Raw genomic sequence first — 18,882 nt, forward strand, 5'->3', positions numbered from 1 at the left:
CCTGACGCTGCGATCATCCGAAAGGAGCTGACTCTCTGTCAATGTGCAATGAATTCAACGTGCAGGGTCTGCCTCCCTCCTCCGATACGCCAAGGCCGCCCGGAGGCGGCCTTGGCGTTCTTCACTTGGCGTTCTTCACGTAGGTGTCGAACCAGTTCAGCATTTCCGATACCAGCTGCTCGTTCGATTCCAGCGCGGTGTACCAGTGCGGCTCGTTCGGCAGCATCACCAGACGCGTGGTACCACCGTTGCCGCGGATCGCCTGGTACAGCTTGCGCGACTGGAACGGCTCGGTGCCCGGGTTGGCGTCGTCCTCGCCGTGGACCAGCAGCAGCGGCAGCTTGATCTTGTCTGCGTAGAAGAACGGCGAGGCCTTCAGGTACACGTCCTGCGCCTGCCAGACCGAACGGCGTTCGTTCTGGAAGCCGAACGGGGTGAAGGTCTTGTTGTACGAACCGCTGGTCGCCACGCCAGCCTTGAACAGATTGGTATGGGCGATCAGGTTGGCGGTCATCAGGCCGCCATGGCTGTGGCCGGTCACGCCGATGCGGTTGCGATCGACCACGCCCATGTCCACCGCCTTGTCCACCGCCGCCTTGGCGTCAGCTTCCAGCTGCTCCAGGTAGGTGTCGTAGGCGTTCTTCGGGTCACCTACGATCGGGAACGAGGCGTTGTCGATGATCGCGTAGCCGGCCAGCAGCATCAGGCGGTACGGCTGCAGGCGGGTGAAGGTCTGCTGCGAACCGGACACCTGCCCCGCCTGCGCGGCGTTGGCGAAGTCGGCCGGGTAGGCGTACAGGATCGCCGGCACACGCTGGCCTTCCTTGTAGCCCGGCGGCGTGTACAGGGTGAACGACAGGTCCATGCCATCAGCACGCTTGTAGGTCACCAGCTGCTTCTTGATCTGGCGCACTTCCGGAGTCGGGTCGACCAGCTTGGTCAGCGCGGTCGCGGTGGACGCGAACTGCGCCTCGCCGGTCTTCGCATCGGCCACCGCCTCACCCTGCTGGCGGATGAAGGCATTCGGCGGATCGATCACCGACTGGTGCCAGGTCAGGTAGCGCCCAGACGTATTGCTGAAACCAAGGAACTGCTCGTAGGCATCGGCGCTGCTGCGGAACAGGCGCTCGCTCTTCAGCGTGCCCAGGTCGAGGCGGTCGAGGAACGGACGGTCGCCCTGCGGCGAGGCGCCACGGCCGCTCAGGAACACGTGATCGCCCTCCCGGCGCACGACCTGCGCGCCATTCGGCAGGCGGGTGAATACCAGGTTGCCGGGGTTGCCGTACAGCTCATCGCTGGACATGTCCCACAGCAGGCGGCCTTCCTTCTTCGGCTGATCCACATCGACGATGCGGGTCTGCATCCAGTGGCGGTTCTCGTCGTTCTCGAACTGGAACGCCACGGCCGGATCGGCAGTCCATGCGAAGCCTTCGAAGCGTTGTGCGGTGCGGGCGATCTCGACCGGCTTGCCGTTGAACGGTGCCTTCAGCATCAGTACCCGATCGCGATGCGGCACGCTGACCTTCCAGTCGCCCTTGTCCAGCGCTTCGGCATAGACCAGGGTGGCCGGATCGGTAGCACGCCAGTCGAAACCGCGCGGGCCTTCCGGCACACCGTGCACCGGCACGCGGTCGGCCAGCGGCAGGCTGGCGATCGGCGTGGACTTGCCGCTGGCGATATCCAGCACGGCCACGTCGTTGGCGAAGCGCTGGTAGGTCACCGCGTGCGAATACGGTGCCTTGATCGATTCGGTCAGCACGTGCACGCCATCGGGTGCGGCACTGACGTCGTTGAACAGTGCCGGCTGGCCGACCGGACGCACGCTGTTGGCGACGGTATCGACCACGGCCAGCTGCGAGGCACCGTAGTAGGCGAACAGCTTTTCGTCATGCACGCTGGTCAGCGTATCGCGGGCTTCGTAGGTGCTGCTCTCGCCGCTGCTGCCCAGCGACTCCTGCGCATCCGGGCCGGTCGGCACGCCACCGTTGGACGGCGCCGGGCCCTGGTTGGCCGGCACCAGCTTCACCAGCAGGTTCTGGCTGCCGCCCAGCCACTGCACGGTGTTACCGAAGATCGGGTTCAACTGCACGTTCGGCACCTGCTTCACCTGGCCGGTGGCGGCATCGCCCACCCACAGCTGCACGCTGGTATCGACCGCATTCTGGAAAGCGAAGTGGCTGCCATCGGCCGACCACAGCGCGCCGGTGGCACAGCCTTGCGGCAGGTTGACCTTGGTCTCCTTGCCACTGCCGATATCAACCAGGGTGAAGTCGGCCACGCAGGCCGGAATGCCGTAGCCGCCTGGCGTGTCATGGCGGCTGCGGTTCTTCGGCTCCAGGCGCACACCAGCCAGCTTCAGGTAGGGCTGGGCCACGCGGCTGATCGACGGATAGGTCTGCGCGGTGGTCAGCAGCAGGCGTTGGCCGCCCGGGGCCACGTTCGGTGCCGGCGGCGGCGGCGCCTTCAGCACCTTGAGCAGGTGTTCCGGCGGCTTCGCGTAATCAGCGAAGGCCGGGCCAGCGGCCAGCAGGCCGAAGGTGGCAACGGCAACAGCCGCCGCCAGAGAGGTTCGACGGATCAGCATCCTTATCCCCTGGGTGTGAATGGGTACCCGGATTCGGGCATGGACCCGAATCTAGCACCGCAGGGGTTGGGGTGAATGGGCCGGAAGGGCTAGTGGCCGGATGGGGCAAAGTGGGACACGCCCGGAGAGGCCGGCGATGGGCCGGCATCTGCCAGGCGTGGTCTGTCATCACTGCTGGGCGTGCAGATCCCAGGCCGTCAGGTAATCGGGGTCGACCACGATCATGCCACTGTTCCGCATGCGGTATTCGCCTGGCTCGGCCCGCTGGTACTGGTCGAGCATGGGCGGCAGGTAGCGCTCATGGCCATCGTCCTCGTCGGCCAGCACCACGCCTTCGTCGGCACTGATGCGCAGCACGGTGCCCGCGTACTGCTCCAGACCCTGCACCTGGCCGTCGCCACCATAGCGGGTGACACCCACCAGCACGACCTTGCCGATCATTTCCTCGGCCTTCGCATCGTCCAGTGGGGGCAGAATGGGATTGAATTCGTCGTTCATCGGAGCACCTCCAAAGCCTGTGGGGATAGCGTGGATTCGGCGGCCCCACGTTGCCAGCGTCGACGGCAACGCAGGGATCTCTCTTGGGGCGCAAGCAGCTGGATCGCAGGAGCAACCGGGCAACGCCGGGGCGCGATGGGCGGAAGGTGTCTGGAACTGTGGGGGACGGCCATCTACGCCGATGGCGTGACCGTGTCAGGTCAAGGTCAACACCACGCGTTGCGTTGCATACACGGTGAAGCGTGACAGCTGCACTGTAGCGGCATGAGGGCCTCCTGTTGAAGGTCACACGCGGGTGTGTTGCTCCGTTGGAACGAATGTTGCCACTCTGCGCGGAAGGAACAAGTGAAGATTGCAGGCGACCTGTACAAGGTGGTTCGCGCGGTACCCGTTCATTAAGCTGCCGCCCACCCTGCCGCGGCACGCCTGCACCGGACGCCACGCTAGAATGCGGCCATGCGCACCGTACATGCCCTCCGCTACATCACCCCCTTGCGGGAAGGTGGCTCCCTGCCGGCCGTGGTCGAGACCGACGACGACGGCATGGCCGTGCTGAAGTTCCGTGGCGCCGGCCAAGGCCCGAAGGCGCTGATCGCCGAGCTGATCGCCGGCGAGATGGCCCGTACGCTGGGCCTGCCGATTCCGGAGATCCTGTTCGTCGAGCTGGACCGCGAGTTCGCCCGCACCGAGCCCGACCCGGAGATCCAGGAGCTGATCCGCGCCAGCGAGGGCCTCAACCTGGGCCTGGACTACCTGCCCGGCGCGATCAACTACGACCCGGCAGCGATGCCGGTGGATGCCGACCTGGCCTCGCGCATCGTCTGGTTCGATGCGTTCACCAGCAATGTCGATCGCACCACGCGCAATCCCAACCTGATGGTGTGGCATCGAAAGCTGTACCTGATCGATCACGGCGCGGCGATGTACTTCCATCACGACTGGGCCAATGCCGGCGATGCCTGCGAGAAGCCCTTCGTGCTGATCCGCGACCATGTGCTGCTGTCGTTCGCCAGCCGCATCGCCGAGGTGGATGCCGAGCTGGCCGCGCGCCTGACCGATGCCGAGATCGAGCACATCGTCGGCCTGGTGCCGGACAGCTGGCTGGTCAACGAGCCGGCATTCGACGGCCCGCAGGCCTATCGCCAGGGCTACATCGACTATCTCAAGCATCGCCTGAAAGTGCATGCGGTGTTCGTGCAGGAGGCCATCCGTGCCCACGCTGCACACGTATGACTACGCGGTCATCCGCGTGGTACCGCGGGTGGAACGCGAGGAATTCATCAACGTCGGGGTGATCGTGTCCTGCCCCGGCGCACGCCATCTGGAAGCGGCCATCGAGATCGATCCGGCACGCCTGCGCGCGTTCGCTCCGGCGCTGGACCAGGACGCGTTGCAGCCATGGCTGGATGCGATCGTGGCCATCTGCCGCGGCGACGCCAGCGCCGGACCAATCGCACAGCTGCCCGCGCGCGCCCGCTTTCACTTCCTCACCGCCAAGCGCAGCTCGATTGTGCAGATGTCGAGCACGCATGTCGGCCGCACTGCGGACCCAGCGGGTGTGGTGGAACACTTGATGACGAAGATGGTGCGGGTACCGGAATGAACGGCACCTACCGCGTTCACAGTGGCAACCTTCGCGCGATGTAGTTGACCACATTACCGATCGCATCCGGATCGACATTGGCCAGGCCAACGATCACATAGCCCTGCGCCGGCAGCACCACGATGGCACTGTTCGATCCGGGCGCACCGCCTTCGTGGCCGTACTGATGCTCCCTGCCCTCGCCCTGCACCACGAAACCAAAGCCATACCAGCCCTTGTGGTTCTGCGCCGTAGTGGCCTGCTGCAGCAACGCAGGTGAAACCAGCTTTCCGCTTTGCAGTGCCTCGGCGAATTTCACCATGTCGGCCACTGTGCTGTAGCCACCACCGGCCGACATGCCGCGCCAGGGCAGCGACTTCGTTTCACGGACCCATTGCCCATCGTGCTTCGTGTAAGCGACGGCACGCTTTGGAACGCTCACTGTTTCCGGCTCGAAGCCGGTGCCGGTCATGCCCACCGGGTGCAGGATGTGCTCCTCCAAATATGCGTAGTACGACTGCCCCGATACCGCCTCGATGATGCGTCCCAATACGATGAAGCCATAGTTGGAGTAGCTGTCCTGGCTGCCTGGCGTGAACTGCGGCGCATCCTTGGCGAAGCGCTGCACGTAGTCATCCAGCGTCTTCAGGGACGCGGAATACTGTTCGAAATCATCGCCAAAGAAGTCGCCCAGGCCACTGGTATGTGACAGCAACTCGCGCACGGTCACGCTGTTGGCGACGGCCTTGTTCGGATAGTCCTGCAAGTGCTTGCCGATCGTGTCATCGAGACTGAGCCTGCCGGTCTGCATCAGCTGCAGGATGGCCACGGCAGTGAACATCTTGTTGGAGGACGCGAGGCGGAACTGCGTATCCGCGCCCACTGGAATTCCAGCTGTGCGATCGGCATCGCCACCGCGCCAGTCCAGCAGCACCTTGCCATTCCGTGCCACCTGCAACGCACCGGACAGCGCATCCTGCGCCCGCAGCGCCTCCAGTTTCGCTGCGGCATCGGCCATCAGGGCAGGCAATGCAACCCGTGCCGGCTTGTACTTGTCCGGCGTTTCAGTGCCCTCGATCTGGAACTGCTTCAGGTGCGACGGATTGATCGGGTCCATGACCGCCGTCACCCACATCGCACGTTCGCTCAGCTGCCCCATCACCAGCAGCTTCGCTTGGCCGGGCGTGCGCTCGATCGTTTCCAGTACGCGCAGCGGGCCGGTGCTCTCGCGGAACTCGAGATAGTCCCCGGGACCGCTGCCTTCCTTCTTCGCATACCTGTCAGCGAACGTCTGCAACGCATCGAGACTGCCTGCATTGAAGGCCGCAAGCCAGTCATCGATGGCATCCTGCGCACGCGGATGTGCACGCTCGCTGGAAGGTGCGCCCACTGCCGGAAAAGCCGAAAGGCTCATCAACACCGAACAGGCCAGTACATTGCAGAGAAGCAGGCGTCCAACAGCCTTCATGGCAGCTCCTTCGCGGTTATCCCTGGACGCATCCTAGATGATGGAACCGCCCACTGCATCCACGCTAGGGACTCTGCCGCAACACCTCGACCGTGACAGTGAACGCCTTGATGCGATGCCATTCGATCCGCTCATACGGCAGCGATTCCACACCCATGCCGATCTGGTACCGCACCGCATCCGGGCCGTCGCGCCAGTAGTACGGCACGCCATTGCTCCAGCCGCAACAGACGTAGCGCAATGCAGGCGTGCCAAAGGTCTCGCGCAGATAGGCTTCCACCTTCACTGCCTGGGCGCCTGGAACGCGGTAGTGGGCCTGCATGGGTTTGATGTAGGACGCGTCGTCCTGGCTGCAGCCCAGGTATTCCAGTCCCGCAGGCTTCCGCTCCATCGCCTGCAGGAAATCCTGGCATTCGATATCCGGTCGCGCCAGGCCGTCCGCACGCCCCTGCGCTTCCCACGCGGCCAGCGCCTGCGCAGGCGTCTGCTGCGCAATCACGTTGGCGGCGAACAGCAATGCCGGCAGCCCCAGCAGCAGGCACGCGCTACGCAGCGGCAACCGGGCAATCATCTCAGGGCGATCCTTCGCAGGCAGTCACAGGAATGCTACCCGATACCGCGCTATCACCGTGCCATCGTCTGCTCGCTGAAGCGTGCCACGCAGAAGTCCAGGAAACTGCGCAGCTTGGGCGTCAGCTGGCGGTCGCGCGGATACACCAGGTTGATCCACGTCAACACCGGCACGTAGTCCGGCAGCACTTCCACCAGTTCGCCACGCGCCAGCGCGGCGGCGAGCATTTCATGGGGCTGCAGGATCAACCCCAGCCCACCGACGGCCGCGGTCAGCAACGGCTCGGCCTGATTGACCATGAAGCGGCTGGACACCGGCACGGTCAGCACGCTGCCATCGGTGTCGCGGAAACTCCAGCGCGTACGCATGATCGAATGCGCGAAGCCCAGGCACTCGTGCCGGCTCAGATCGGCCGGATGGACAATGGCCGGCCCCGTCCTGGTCCGACGATGGATGCTGCCCACTCGCCAGCGCAACTTCAGCGACAGCGGTCACAGCCCCGCATACCGTGTTCAGGCCGGCAACCGCTAGTTCGGCAGGGCAAACGCCATCACGTAATCGCCGTTCGGGGTTTCCATGAAATGGTGGCCGCCGGCCATGATCACCACGAACTGGCGTCCGTCTTGTTCATACACCATCGGCGTAGCCTGCCCGCCCGCGGGCAGCGCCGCGTGCCACAGCTCCTTGCCGGTCTTCAGGTCGATGGCGCGCAGCAGGTCATCGGTGGCGGCGGCGATGAAGATCAGCCCGCTGGCGGTCACCACCGAACCGCCGTTGTTCGGCGTGCCGATCTCGATCGGCAGGCCGGAACGGATGCCGAACGGCCCATTGCCGCGCGCACTGCCAAACGGACGATCCCACAACAGCTTGCCGGTGCGCAGGTCGATGGCACGGATGCCGCCGTAGGGAGGCTGCTTGCACAGCAGACCCGTGAACGGCAGCCGCCAGCCAGCGTTGACCTGGATGCCATACGGCGTTCCCACCTGCGGATCGCCGGCCCCCTCGCCACCGCCCCTGTCGGCACGGATCTTCTCGCGCGGCAGCCAGCCCAGGCGGTCGGCTTCGGCACGTGGCACCAGCCGATTGTAGTTGGGCATATCGTTGTAGTTGGCCACGATCACGCCGCGGCGCGTATCGATGGAAACACTGCCCCAATCCGAACCGCCGTTGTAGCCGGGGTATTCGATGGAATGGCGATCACTGCTCGGCGGCGTGTAGAAGCCTTCGTAATAGGCCTTGCGGAACTGGATGCGGCAGATCAGCTGGTCGATCGGGGTGATGCCCCACATGTCGCGCTCGGTCAGGTCATGCTCGCGGCGCAGCGTGTGGTACAGCGAGAACAGCTGCGTGGGTGAGCGCTGTTCCGGTTCGACACCGCCGACCGGCACCTTGCGCTCTTCGGCAGCGGTCAGCAGCTGGCCGTTGCGGCGGTCGAGGATGTAGAGATCACCCTGCTTGGTCGGCAGCAGGAGTGCCGGCACCTTGCCTGCCGCCGTCGGGTAATCGATCAGGCTGGCCTGCGAACCCAGGTCGTAGTCCCACACGTCCTTGCGCACGGCCTGGAAATGCCAGGCCGGCTTACCGGTGGCCACATCGATCGCCACCAGCGACGTCGCATAGCGGTTCTGGTTTTCCGTACGCGAGCCACTCCAGTAATCGCCCGCAGAATTGCCCAGCGGCAGATAGACCAGCCCCAGCGCCTCATCACCGGTCGCGGTGGTCCACATGTTCGGCGTGCCGCGCGTGTAGGTCTGCCCATGCGGCGGCAGGCCGCTGCGCTCGGGCTGGTCCATGTCCCACGCCCAGCGCAGCTTGCCGGTGATCGCGTCGTAGGCCTGGATCACGCCCGATGGCGCGTCGCGGCGCTGACCATCCAGCACCTGGTGGCCGGTGACGATCACGCCGCGCACGATGGCCGGGGGCGAGGTGATCGACACATAGCCGGGTGGCACCTCACCCATGCCGAGGGTGATGTCGACCTGGCCGTTGTTGCCGAAGTTCGCGCAGGGACGGCCGCTATCTGCATCCACTGCAATGATGCGCCCGTCCAGCGTGCCTTCGATGATGCGCGCCCAGCACGCCGGACGGCTGCCCGGTGCAGCGCTGCGGCTCACGCTGGTCGGCGGCTCGGGCAACGCCAGATCAGCCGCGGCATCGGCCAGGGTGGCATCGGCCAGGATCGGCGCTGCCGGTTGCTCGTAGTAGCTCACACCACGGCAGGCGGCGGTGTACGGGATCGAGGCGTCCTTCACCTTCGGATCGAACCGCCACAGTTCCTTGCCGCTGGCAGCGTCGAGCGCGATCAGGCGGTTACGGGCAGTGCACAGGTACAGGCGGTCGCCGATCTTCAGCGGCGTGGTTTCCGCACCCCAGCGCTTCTTCGGCAGGTCACCGGTGCGGAACTGCCAGGCCAGCTCCAACGTGGCCACGTTGGCCGGGGTGATCTGCTGCAGCGGCGAATAGCGGGTGGCGGCATTGCTGCGGCCCCACGCCGGCCAGTCTCCCTCGGCCGGCTGGTCGGCCGGTTGCAGGCCGGTGGTATCCCGCGTGGGTTCCAGTCCGGCGCTGGCCGCGCCTTCCGGGAACGACTGGTGCCCGTCCACTTCACCATGCGGTGCGAACGCCAACCCGAAGGCAGCGACGAACACCAGCATCAGGACGCCCGCCACGCTGCGCGACAGGCGCTTTGAAACCGGTTCGCGAAGGGTCGGCGCGAGCAGCGCCAGCACGATGCCGAGCGCGGTCACCAGGCCCAGCCGCGGCACCCAGCGCCAGTAGTCGCTGCCCGATTCCCACCAGGTCCAAAGCAGCGTGCCGACGAACACCAGCGCATACAGCAGCGCGCCGCTGCGGCGATTGCCGAACAACAACAGGCCACTGGCCAGAAGGCCGGCCCCGGCGATGGCGTAGTACGCAGACCCGCCCAGGCTGAGCAGCCACGCGCCGAGCCCGCCGATGACCAGGCCGAGCACGACCAGCAGCAGCGACAGCACGGTAACGAGAGGGTGCCGGGAAGCGCGGACGGGAGCAGGAGCGGACTGCGGCGTGGCGGACATCGTCGATCTCCGGGGGCAGCATGCGTCGTTATCCCACCGCCTGCGTGAAGCGCGCGCGTATGCGTGGCATCCGGATACGACGACGCCGGCACGGGGCCGGCGTCGTCGGGTGCCTCAGGCTCGCGGCAGAATCAGTCCTGTGCGGCGTCCTCGCTGCTGGCCGCAGCCGGGGCGCTGTCGGTCGTGGCCGGGGCGGCGACTGCCACCTCGTCCTCGTCCTCGTCGATCGAGGCATCCATGCGCTCCACCGCCTGCAGCTTCTCGTCCTTGGACAGGCGAATCAGGGTCACGCCCTGGGTGTTGCGGCCGACGCGGCTGATTTCCGAGCCACGCGTACGCACCAGCGTACCGCCGTCGGAGATCAGCAGGACTTCGTCGCGGGAGCCCATCAGCACTGCGGCGACCAGCTTGCCATTGCGCTCGGTGGTCTGGATGCCGATCACGCCCTGCGTGCCACGGCCCTTGCGCGGGTAATCCGGCAGCGGGGTGCGCTTGCCGTAGCCGTTCTCGGTGGCGGTGAGGATGTACTGCACGCTGGCGTCGTCGGCACTATCGATCACCGCATCACCCGTGGTGGCGGCTTCCTCGACACCGTTATCGTCCTCGTTCTCGTCCTCGATGCCACCGGCACTTTCGGCCACGATCAGGCTGACCACTTCCTCGCCGGCCGGCATCCTGATGCCACGCACGCCGGTTGCGGTACGGCCCATCGAGCGGACTTTGTCCTCGCCGAAGCGCACGGTCTTGCCGTTGGAGGCGAACAGCAGGATGTCGCGCTGGCCGTCGGTCAGGCCGACGCCGACCAGCGCATCGCCCTCATCGAGGTTGATCGCGATCTTGCCGCGGGCCAGACGGAAGGCGAACTCGCCCAGCGGGGTCTTCTTGACCGTACCGTTCTTCGTGGCGAAGAACACGAACTGGCCATCGGCGTACTCGCGCACCGGCAGCACGGCCTGCACGCGTTCGCCCGGTTCCAGCGGAATCCAGTTGATGATCGGACGGCCGCGGGCGTTGGAACCCGCTTCCGGCAGCTGGTAGACCGGCAGCCAGAACACCTTGCCCGAGCTGGTGAAGGTCAGCAGCGTGTCGTGCGTGTTGACCAGCCACAGCTGTTCGATGAAATCCTCTTCCTTGGTCGCCGCCGCACTGCGGCCACGCCCACCGCGGCGCTGTGCGCGGTACACGCTCACCGGCTGCCGCTTCACGTAACCGGCATGCGACACGGTGACCACCACGTCTTCCGGTGCGATCAGGTCGAGGATGTCCAGGTCTTCTTCGCTGTGGCGGATTTCGGTGCGACGTTCGTCGCCGAACTCGGCCTTGACGTTGACCAGCTCCTCGCGGATCACCTGCAGCAGGCGGTCGGGATCTTCCAGGATGTGGATCAGCCCGGCGATCACTTCCAGCAGCTGCTTGTACTCGTCGGTCAGGCGGTCCTGCTCCAGCCCGGTCAGGCGGTGCAGGCGCATTTCCAGGATCTGGGTGGCCTGGATCTCGGTCAGCTGGTAGCCGCCCTCGATCAGGCCCACGCCCTTGGGCAGGTCTTCCGGGCGCGAGGCTTCGGCACCGGCGGCACCCAGCATCGCACCGACCAGGCCCGGCTCCCACACGCGCGCCAGCATGCGCTCGCGTGCTTCGTTCGGGTTCGGCGAGGTCTTGATCAGTTCGATCATCTCGTCGATGTTGGCCAGCGCGACGGTCAGGCCTTCCAGCACATGGGCGCGGGCGCGCGCCTTGCGCAGCTCGAACACGGTGCGGCGGGTGACCACTTCGCGACGGTGGCGGACGAACGCCTCCAGCATCTGCTTCAGATTCATCAACTGCGGGCGGCCGTCGACCAGCGCCACCATGTTGATGCCGAACACCGATTCCATCTGCGTCTGCTGGTACAGGTTGTTCAGCACAACCTCGGCAGATTCGCCGCGCTTGATCTCGATGTAGATGCGCATGCCGTCCTTGTCGGACTCATCGCGCAGCTCGCTGATGCCTTCGATCTTCTTTTCCTTGACCAGCTCGGCGATCTTTTCGATCAGACGCGCCTTGTTCACCTGGTAAGGAATTTCAGTGACGATGATCGATTCGCGGCCATTGTCGGCCACTTCGATATCGGCCTTGGCACGGATACGCACGCGGCCACGGCCGGTGCGGTAGCCAGCGACGATGCCGGCGGTGCCGTTGATGATGCCGGCAGTCGGGAAATCAGGGCCCGGGATGTACTCCATCAGGCCGTCGACGTCGATCTCCGGGTTGTCGATCAGCGCAATGCAGGCGTTGATCGATTCACTCAGGTTGTGCGGCGGGATGTTGGTCGCCATGCCCACCGCGATACCGGCCGAGCCGTTGACCAGCAGGTTCGGGAACCGGGTCGGCATGACCGTCGGCTCCAGTTCCTTTTCGTCGTAGTTGGGCTGGAAGTCGACGGTTTCCTTGTCGATGTCGGCCATCAGCTCGTGCGCGAGGCGCGACATGCGCGCTTCGGTGTATCGCATGGCCGCGGCGGAGTCGCCATCGATGGAGCCGAAGTTACCCTGGCCATCGACCAGCATGTAGCGCAGCGAGAACGGCTGCGCCAGGCGCACCAGCGTGTCGTACACCGACTGGTCGCCATGCGGGTGGTACTTACCGATGACGTCACCGACGATACGCGCCGACTTGAAGTAGGGCTTGTTGCTGTGTGCGTTGAGCTCGTTCATCGCATACAGCACGCGGCGATGCACCGGCTTGAGGCCGTCGCGCGCATCCGGCAGCGCGCGGCCCACGATCACGCTCATGGCGTAATCGAGGTAGCTCTTGCGCATCTCGTCTTCCAGGTTGACCTGGATGATTTCCTTGGCGGTTTCTGCCATTCGGGTTCCGTTGTCTGGTAGCGGTCCAGTCCGGCGCATTCGCCCGTGGGCGGTCGCGCCGGAACCTCGATTCAACCTGTGGATACTACCACAACAGGCCGTTTTCCGCCTCCCTTTACGGGGATTTTACCGGCACAAATCAGGAACTTAGGGGTCCATCCGATCCTGTAGAGCCGAGCCCATGCTCGGCTCGACCGGCAATCCGCCGCAGCCGAGCGTGGGCTCGGCTCTACAGACATCCGCAACCCTGCCCGCCTCAACCGCCGAAGGCGGCGCGCATGTTCTCGGCGGTCGGGTTCAGGATCACCCCGCGCTCGGTCACGATGGCGTCGATCAGCTCGCCCGGGGTGACATCGAACACCGGGTTCCAGGCGGCAATGCCTTCGGCCACGGTGCGGGCACCGCCCACGCCATACAGCTCACCCGGGTCGCGCTGCTCGATCTCGATCTGGCTGCCGTCAACGGTCTCCATGTCCACGGTCGAGGACGGCGCCACCACCATGAACTTCACGCCGTGGTGGCGTGCGGCAATGGCCAGTTGGTAGGTGCCGATCTTGTTGGCGGTATCACCATTGGCGCAGATGCGGTCTGCGCCCACGATCACCCACTGCACGGCACCGGTCTTCATCAGGTGCGAGGCCGCCGAGTCGGCGATCAGGGTGGCATCGATACCGTCCTGCTGCAGCTCCCACACGGTCAGGCGTGCACCCTGCAGCCACGGCCGGGTCTCGCCGGCGAACACGCGCGCGATGCGGTGCTGGGCCATGCCGGCGCGAATGACGCCCAGCGCGGTACCGAAGCCGGCGGTGGCCAGCGAGCCGGTATTGCAGTGGGTCAGCACACCGCTGCCAGCCTCGATCAGGCCAGCGCCCAGTGCGCCCATGTGGCGGTTGGCCGCCAGGTCTTCCTCTGCGATCGCCTGCGCTTCGGACTCCAGCAACGCCTTCCAGTCGGCGCCGGCAGCGTTCAGGCAACGGCGCATCCGTGCCAGCGCCCAGGCCAGATTGACCGCAGTAGGGCGCGATGCGTTCAGGCGCTGCAGTGCCGGCTCCAGCTGCTGCAACGCGTGCGCACCGTCTGCGGCCTGCACCTCGCGCGCAGCCAGCACCACGCCCCAGGCGGCGGCAATGCCGATCGCCGGCGCGCCACGCACGGTCAGTGCGTGGATGGCGCTGGCAACCTCGTCACTGTCATGGCAGACCACGTGCTCGACCACGAACGGCAGCTTGCGCTGGTCCAGCAGTTGCAAGGCATCGCCGGTCCACAGGATCGGGCGGATGTGGTCGTAACGGGCGTAGTCGATGTCGGAGGCAGTGTTCATGGGCCCATTGTAGGGCCACGCCCCGCGCGGTTGGAGCCTGCCCCGGCTCAATTCACCGAGAATTCGGCGCGGCAGCCGCCATCCACCCAGATCCCGTTGCGGTTCCAGCCCCAGGTGCTGCCTTCCTCGCAGGGCGTGCTGGACAGCTGCTCGGAGACCACAGCACCCGCCGAGATGCTCGCGCCGCAGAAGCGGCGCTTCTTCGACTTCGATTCGCAGGTCAGGCGGCGCGGCACATCGACGAAGCGGCCATCCTCGTCGGCCACCTCGAAATCGCCCTGGCAGCCACGGCTGGTCCAGACTTCATTGCGCTTGTAGCCCCATCCCTGGCCTTCCCGGCACGGCAGCACCGACAACTGGCGAAGCAGGCGCACCGGCGCGCCATCCAGGCGTACCGGGCAACTCTGCGGACGGCCATTGGATTCGCAGCGCACCACGCGGCGCATCAGGCGCTTGCCTTCCGTTGCCGCAGGTGCCGCACCCTGCGCACGGCGCGCCCGGAATTCGGCGCGGCAGCCAAGGGTGACCCACACGCCGCTGCGGTCGGTGCCCCACTCGCTGCCGCGGATGCAGCTGTTGCTCGACAGCTGGCGCACCAGATCGACGCCGTTGGCCACATCGATGTCGCAGTGCACCCAGCCCATGTCGCGGGACTCGCAGGTCACCACTTCATCGTCGTAGCCCACCTGCTGGGCCGACGCCGGCGACGGCAGCCAGGCACCCCAGAGCGCAATGGAGTACATCGGTGCAGCGACAACCGCAAACCACTTGACCAAAGCCTTCCCCAGCAGGAATGGATGAACTGCATGCCAGTGTCCGGCATTGGCCGTGATAAGAGCATCATCCTGCTTACCGACGCAAGCGCACAGAGCCCGCGTTTCGTTCAGCCTGCGATGTTCAGCAACACGCGGGCGTCACGCGTGGGCAAAGTCGTAGGCCAGCACATCGGCAATGCGTGGCGTGCGGTTCATCGCCATCAGCAGGCGATCGACACCCACCGCCACGCCGGCACAGGCCGGCAACGCTGGCAACGCCGCCAGCAGCGCCTCATCCAGTGGCGGCTGCACCTGCCCGCGTTCGTGGCGGCGCTGCTGGTCGCGCCGGAAGCGGGCGCGCTGCTCGTCGGCGTCGTTCAGTTCGTGATAGCCGTTGGCCAGCTCCACTGCACCCAGGTAGAGCTCGAAACGCTCGGCCAGCGGCGGCGTGCCGGCGCGGATGCGTGCCAGCGCGGCCTGGCTGGCTGGCCAGTCATGCACTACGGTCATCACCGCGTCGTCGAAATGCGGCTGGATACGATGGGTCATCAGCAGGTCGAGCCAGTCATCACGGGTCAATCCGACCGGGTCAATGTGCACCTCGCCCAACGCGGCACGCAGCGTGGACTCATCCGCCTCGAACGGATCCACGCCAAGGTGCTGCTGGAACAGCTCACGGTAACTCAGCACGTGCAGCGTTGCACGGCGTCCGACCAGGGCCAGCGCCTGTCCGATCAGCTCGGCGGTCTCCTGTACCAACCGATGGTGGTCCCAGCCGACCCGATACCACTCCAGCATGGTGAATTCGGGGTTGTGGCGGCCGCCGGCCTCACCGTTGCGGAATACCCGACCCAGCTCGTAGCAGTCGCCCACACCGGCCGCCAGCAGGCGCTTGAGCGGATACTCCGGCGAAGTGCGCAGCCAGCGACGACGGCCACCGGCATCGACATGGCCGGTGAAATCGGTGTGGAAGCTGTCGATGTTCGGCTCGGTGTTGCCTGCCACCGACAGGATCGGCGTTTCCACCTCCAGCACATCGCGCTCGGCGAAGAAGCGGCGCACCAGCGCATTGAGCTCGGCACGCTGCTGCAGCGCGCGCAGCAGGGCCTCGCTCACAGGATGCCCTCCGGGCGCGGATGGTCGAGCGGCAGGGTCAGCAGATCGCGCGTATCGTCGATGTAGCCGCTGGCCAGGTACAGGCGGCGTGCCAGTTCGTTGTGGTGGTTCACTTCCAGGCGAAGGCGACTGACGCCACGACCGCGAGCGCGCTGTTCGCAGATGGCCAGCGCCTGCTTGCCGCGGCCACGACCGCGCGCACGATGGCTCAGGTACAGCTCGTCCAGCAGCATGAAGTGGCCGCCCTGCTCCAGGCTGAAGCCCATCGCGATCACCGCATAGCCGACTACCTCGCCCGCCTCGTCCATCCACAACAGCACTTCGCCATTGCGCGGATCGGCCAGCAGCGCGTCCACGCCGCGACGCACGCGCGCCTCATCGAAGTCGATCCTGTCTTCGGCGTAGAACTCGCGCATCAGCGCGATCAACAGCTCCTCGTCGGCACGGGTGGCCAGGCGGAAATCCAGCGGGGCGGTCTGCATCGGTGTTCCTTTGTGTTTCATGCCGGGCGCGGGGACACCCGGCGGGATCGTCACTCGTGTTCGGCCAGATAGGCCAGCAGGCGGTCTTCGTCCCACACCGGCACGCCCAGCGACTGCGCCTTGTCCAGCTTGGAACCCGCTTCGGTACCGGCGACCACGAAGCTGGTCTTCTTCGAGACACTGCCGGAGACCTTTGCACCGAGGCCCTCCAGGCGCTCCTTGGCGGCATCGCGGGTGAGCTGGGCCAGGGTGCCGGTCAGCACCACGGTCTGCCCATCCAGCGGGCCGGCCACGATCTCGGCCAGCGCCGGTGCCTTGGCCAGGATCTGCTGCATCGCCTTCTCGGCTGCCAGCAGCATCGCGCCATGGCCCTCGCTGTCCAGCCACTGGGCCAGGCCACGCGCGGTGTCGTCCGGCAATCCGGCGTTGACGAACTGCCCATGCTCGGCGTCGAGCACCGCCTGGGCACCGGGCAACGCAGCCACCAGTCTCTCCGCGCGCAGGCGGGTGATGCCGGGAATCTCTGATTCGACCAACAGCTGCGCCAGGTCCAGCCCCTCGCGCAGCCTGGCGCTGGGCGCGTGCACATCGCTGATGCGGACCTGGCCGACCTGCAGCAGGTCATCGATGGCCTGCTGGTTGCCCTGCTGTTCGAAGAAGTGGCCGAGCGACCGCGCCACTTCGCCACCGATGTCCGGCACGCGCTTGAACAATGGCCACGGCAGGTGGCGGATCAGTTCCAGGTCACCGAACCACTGCGCCAGCGCCTTGGCCGTGCTTTCGCCCACGTGCTCGATGCCCAGCGCGAACAGCAGCCGTTCCAGCGTGGCGGCACGACTGGCGTCGATGGCCGCGATCAGGTTGTCGGCCCACTTGGTCGCGATCTTCTTCGTGTTCCATTCGAAGCGGGCCGGCTGCGCCAGCGCCTGCGCGCGCCAGCCCGGATCGTTGCCGTCCAGCCTGAGCACCGCATTGAGCACCGCGCCACTGCCTTCAGCCGGCAGGTGCAGCTTCAGTGCGGCGGCCAGCGCCGAGGGATCTTCAGCGTCCAGCACCAGCTTCAGGTGCAGCAGCTGGTCACGACTGAGCCTGTACAGGTCGGCCACGCTCTTGACGATGCCAGCGTCGACCAGGGTTTCAATGTACTTGTCGCCCAGGCCGTCGATGTCCATCGCGCGGCGCGAAGCGAAATGGGCAATGGCTTCCTTGCGCTGCGCCGGGCAGGACAGTTCGCCCGAGCAGCGCCATGCGGCCGCCCCTTCCTCGCGCACGATCTCCGAGCCGCACACCGGGCAGCGCTTCGGCATCTGCCAGGGCGTGGTGCCCTGCGGGCGGCGATCGAGGATGACGCTGACCACTTCCGGGATCACGTCGCCGGCACGGCGCACGATCACGCTGTCGCCGACGCGCACGTCGAGGCGTGCGATCTGGTCGGCGTTGTGCAGCGTGGCGTTGGACACGATCACGCCGGCCACGGCCACCGGTGCCAGCCGCGCGACCGGTGTGGCCGCACCGGTGCGGCCGATCTGGATCTCGATCGCCTCCACCGTGGTGCTCTGTTCCTGTGCCGGGAACTTGTGCGCGATGGCCCAGCGCGGCGCACGCGAGACAAAGCCCATCGCCTGCTGGCCGGCACGGTCATCGAGCTTGTAGACGACGCCATCGATATCGAACGGCAGGCCGTCGCGGCGCTCGCCGATATCGCGGTAGTAGCCGAGCAGGCCGTCGGTGCCTTCCACCACCTTGCACAGCGCGCTGACCGGGAAACCCCAGGCGCCGAGCTGCGCCAGCGTGCCCGAATGGGTATCGGGCAGCTCGCCGCCCTGCACTTCACCGGTACCGTAGGCAAAGAAGCTCAACCTGCGCTGCGCACTGATCTTCGGGTCGAGCTGGCGCAGCGACCCGGCCGCCGCATTGCGCGGGTTGGCCAGCACCTTGCCGCCGTGCAGGCGCGCACGTTCGTTGTACGCCTCGAAATCGGCACGCGCCATGTAGACTTCGCCGCGCACCTCCAGCACGTCCGGCCAGTCCTTGCCGTGCAGCCGCTTGGGAACATCGCCGATCTCGCGCAGGTTGGCGGTCACGTCCTCGCCGGTGCTGCCATCGCCGCGGGTCGCGCCGAGCACGAAATGACCATCCTCATAGCGCAGGCTGATCGCCAGGCCGTCCATCTTCGGCTCGGCCGAAAACTGCAGGCTGCGGCGGCCCAGGCGTTCATCGATGCGGCGCACGAAATCCGCCACTTCCTCATCGCTGAAGGCGTTGGACAGCGACAACATCGGCACCGCATGGCGGACTTCGGGGAAACGGCCGGAGGGACGCGCGCCGACCTGCTGGGTCGGACTGTCGGCCCGGGCCAGTTCCGGATGTTCGCGCTCCAGCGCTTCCAGCTCGCGCACCATCCGGTCGTAGTCGATGTCGGGGATCTCCGGGGCGTCCAGCTCATGATAGGCGCGGTTGGCCTGGGCGATCTGCCGGCGGAGATCTTCGGCGCGTTCGGCGGGGCTGGAGCTCATCGGAATCCGGTGGTTCTGGGATGGCCGGGGATTCTACCGCGCCCGGCCGTCAGGCCCTGTAATGCCCCCCCTTCGCAGCGCCGAGCC

General features: G+C 66.3%; 14 protein-coding genes. 2 read left to right on the top strand and 12 right to left on the bottom strand.

Translation table 11 applies throughout. The annotated features are described in order from the left end of the window. Positions 1 to 121 precede the first annotated feature (121 nt). Complete coding sequence (locus tag AC5P7X_RS06875) at positions 122 to 2,584, bottom strand: S9 family peptidase (protein ID WP_053497313.1); 2,463 nt, start codon at positions 2,582 to 2,584, stop codon at positions 122 to 124. 168 nt (positions 2,585 to 2,752) lie between these two features. Continuing rightward, on the bottom strand, positions 2,753 to 3,082 hold the full coding sequence (locus AC5P7X_RS06880; RefSeq protein ID WP_053497315.1) for a hypothetical protein: 330 nt from the start codon (positions 3,080 to 3,082) through the stop codon (positions 2,753 to 2,755). Between the two features lie 456 nt (positions 3,083 to 3,538). Here AC5P7X_RS06880 and AC5P7X_RS06885 point away from each other — a divergent pair, with 456 nt between their 5' ends. Together AC5P7X_RS06885 and AC5P7X_RS06890 are read left to right on the top strand one after the other, a co-directional pair. Continuing rightward, positions 3,539 to 4,315, top strand: coding sequence for a HipA family kinase (locus AC5P7X_RS06885; RefSeq protein WP_495214655.1), 777 nt, complete (start codon positions 3,539 to 3,541; stop codon positions 4,313 to 4,315). Continuing rightward, complete coding sequence (locus AC5P7X_RS06890) at positions 4,293 to 4,685, top strand: DUF3037 domain-containing protein (RefSeq protein ID WP_053497318.1); 393 nt, start codon at positions 4,293 to 4,295, stop codon at positions 4,683 to 4,685. The genes AC5P7X_RS06885 and AC5P7X_RS06890 overlap by 23 nt, the downstream gene beginning before the upstream one ends. Before the next feature lie 16 nt (positions 4,686 to 4,701). Here the strand turns inward: AC5P7X_RS06890 and AC5P7X_RS06895 are convergent, their stop codons facing one another. From AC5P7X_RS06895 to ligA, 10 genes are all read right to left on the bottom strand, one after another. Next, positions 4,702 to 6,132 (bottom strand): serine hydrolase domain-containing protein, encoded by a 1,431-nt coding sequence (locus AC5P7X_RS06895; protein WP_053497320.1) that lies wholly within the window; start codon positions 6,130 to 6,132, stop codon positions 4,702 to 4,704. 64 nt (positions 6,133 to 6,196) lie between these two features. Beyond that, positions 6,197 to 6,703 carry a DUF4952 domain-containing protein gene (locus tag AC5P7X_RS06900; protein WP_495214657.1) on the bottom strand — a complete coding sequence of 169 codons (507 nt, stop codon included), beginning with the start codon at positions 6,701 to 6,703 and terminating at the stop codon, positions 6,197 to 6,199. 53 nt (positions 6,704 to 6,756) lie between these two features. Beyond that, positions 6,757 to 7,167 (bottom strand): LysR substrate-binding domain-containing protein, encoded by a 411-nt coding sequence (locus tag AC5P7X_RS06905; RefSeq protein WP_256337623.1) that lies wholly within the window; start codon positions 7,165 to 7,167, stop codon positions 6,757 to 6,759. A 63-nt stretch (positions 7,168 to 7,230) separates the two neighbouring features. Next, positions 7,231 to 9,759, bottom strand: coding sequence for a membrane-bound PQQ-dependent dehydrogenase, glucose/quinate/shikimate family (locus tag AC5P7X_RS06910; RefSeq protein WP_053497324.1), 2,529 nt, complete (start codon positions 9,757 to 9,759; stop codon positions 7,231 to 7,233). A gap of 131 nt (positions 9,760 to 9,890) precedes the next feature. Continuing rightward, the gene (gene gyrA, locus AC5P7X_RS06915; protein ID WP_053497326.1) at positions 9,891 to 12,605 is read right to left on the bottom strand and encodes a DNA gyrase subunit A; all 2,715 of its coding nucleotides are present in this window, start codon (positions 12,603 to 12,605) and stop codon (positions 9,891 to 9,893) included. Positions 12,606 to 12,861: 256 nt separating this feature from the next. Continuing rightward, positions 12,862 to 13,926: an S-methyl-5-thioribose-1-phosphate isomerase gene (gene mtnA / locus AC5P7X_RS06920; protein ID WP_053497328.1), complete on the bottom strand. Its 1,065-nt coding sequence runs from the start codon at positions 13,924 to 13,926 to the stop codon at positions 12,862 to 12,864. Between the two features lie 47 nt (positions 13,927 to 13,973). Next, complete coding sequence (locus tag AC5P7X_RS06925) at positions 13,974 to 14,702, bottom strand: DUF3011 domain-containing protein (RefSeq protein WP_495214660.1); 729 nt, start codon at positions 14,700 to 14,702, stop codon at positions 13,974 to 13,976. Between the two features lie 138 nt (positions 14,703 to 14,840). Continuing rightward, the gene (gene epmA, locus AC5P7X_RS06930; RefSeq protein WP_070489070.1) at positions 14,841 to 15,797 is read right to left on the bottom strand and encodes an EF-P lysine aminoacylase EpmA; all 957 of its coding nucleotides are present in this window, start codon (positions 15,795 to 15,797) and stop codon (positions 14,841 to 14,843) included. Then, entirely contained in the window at positions 15,794 to 16,279 is a 486-nt protein-coding gene (locus tag AC5P7X_RS06935; RefSeq protein WP_070489073.1) for a GNAT family N-acetyltransferase, read from the bottom strand. Before AC5P7X_RS06935 ends, epmA begins: the two co-directional genes overlap by 4 nt. A 50-nt stretch (positions 16,280 to 16,329) precedes the next feature. Then, complete coding sequence (gene ligA, locus AC5P7X_RS06940; protein WP_425520245.1) at positions 16,330 to 18,801, bottom strand: NAD-dependent DNA ligase LigA; 2,472 nt, start codon at positions 18,799 to 18,801, stop codon at positions 16,330 to 16,332. Positions 18,802 to 18,882 lie beyond the last annotated feature (81 nt).

Source organism: Stenotrophomonas sp. YJH_SMC_53, from assembly GCF_059369995.1.

Bases quoted from the DNA above. Each gene is read 5' to 3' on its own strand.
- AC5P7X_RS06875 (WP_053497313.1), bottom strand. From the start codon at position 2,584: ATGCTGATCCGTCGAACCTCTCTGGCGGCGGCTGTTGCCGTTGCCACC.
- AC5P7X_RS06880 (WP_053497315.1), bottom strand. From the start codon at position 3,082: ATGAACGACGAATTCAATCCCATTCTGCCCCCACTGGACGATGCGAAG.
- AC5P7X_RS06885 (WP_495214655.1), top strand. From the start codon at position 3,539: ATGCGCACCGTACATGCCCTCCGCTACATCACCCCCTTGCGGGAAGGT.
- AC5P7X_RS06895 (WP_053497320.1), bottom strand. From the start codon at position 6,132: ATGAAGGCTGTTGGACGCCTGCTTCTCTGCAATGTACTGGCCTGTTCG.
- AC5P7X_RS06900 (WP_495214657.1), bottom strand. From the start codon at position 6,703: ATGATTGCCCGGTTGCCGCTGCGTAGCGCGTGCCTGCTGCTGGGGCTG.
- AC5P7X_RS06910 (WP_053497324.1), bottom strand. From the start codon at position 9,759: ATGTCCGCCACGCCGCAGTCCGCTCCTGCTCCCGTCCGCGCTTCCCGG.
- gyrA (WP_053497326.1), bottom strand. From the start codon at position 12,605: ATGGCAGAAACCGCCAAGGAAATCATCCAGGTCAACCTGGAAGACGAG.
- mtnA (WP_053497328.1), bottom strand. From the start codon at position 13,926: ATGAACACTGCCTCCGACATCGACTACGCCCGTTACGACCACATCCGC.
- AC5P7X_RS06935 (WP_070489073.1), bottom strand. From the start codon at position 16,279: ATGCAGACCGCCCCGCTGGATTTCCGCCTGGCCACCCGTGCCGACGAG.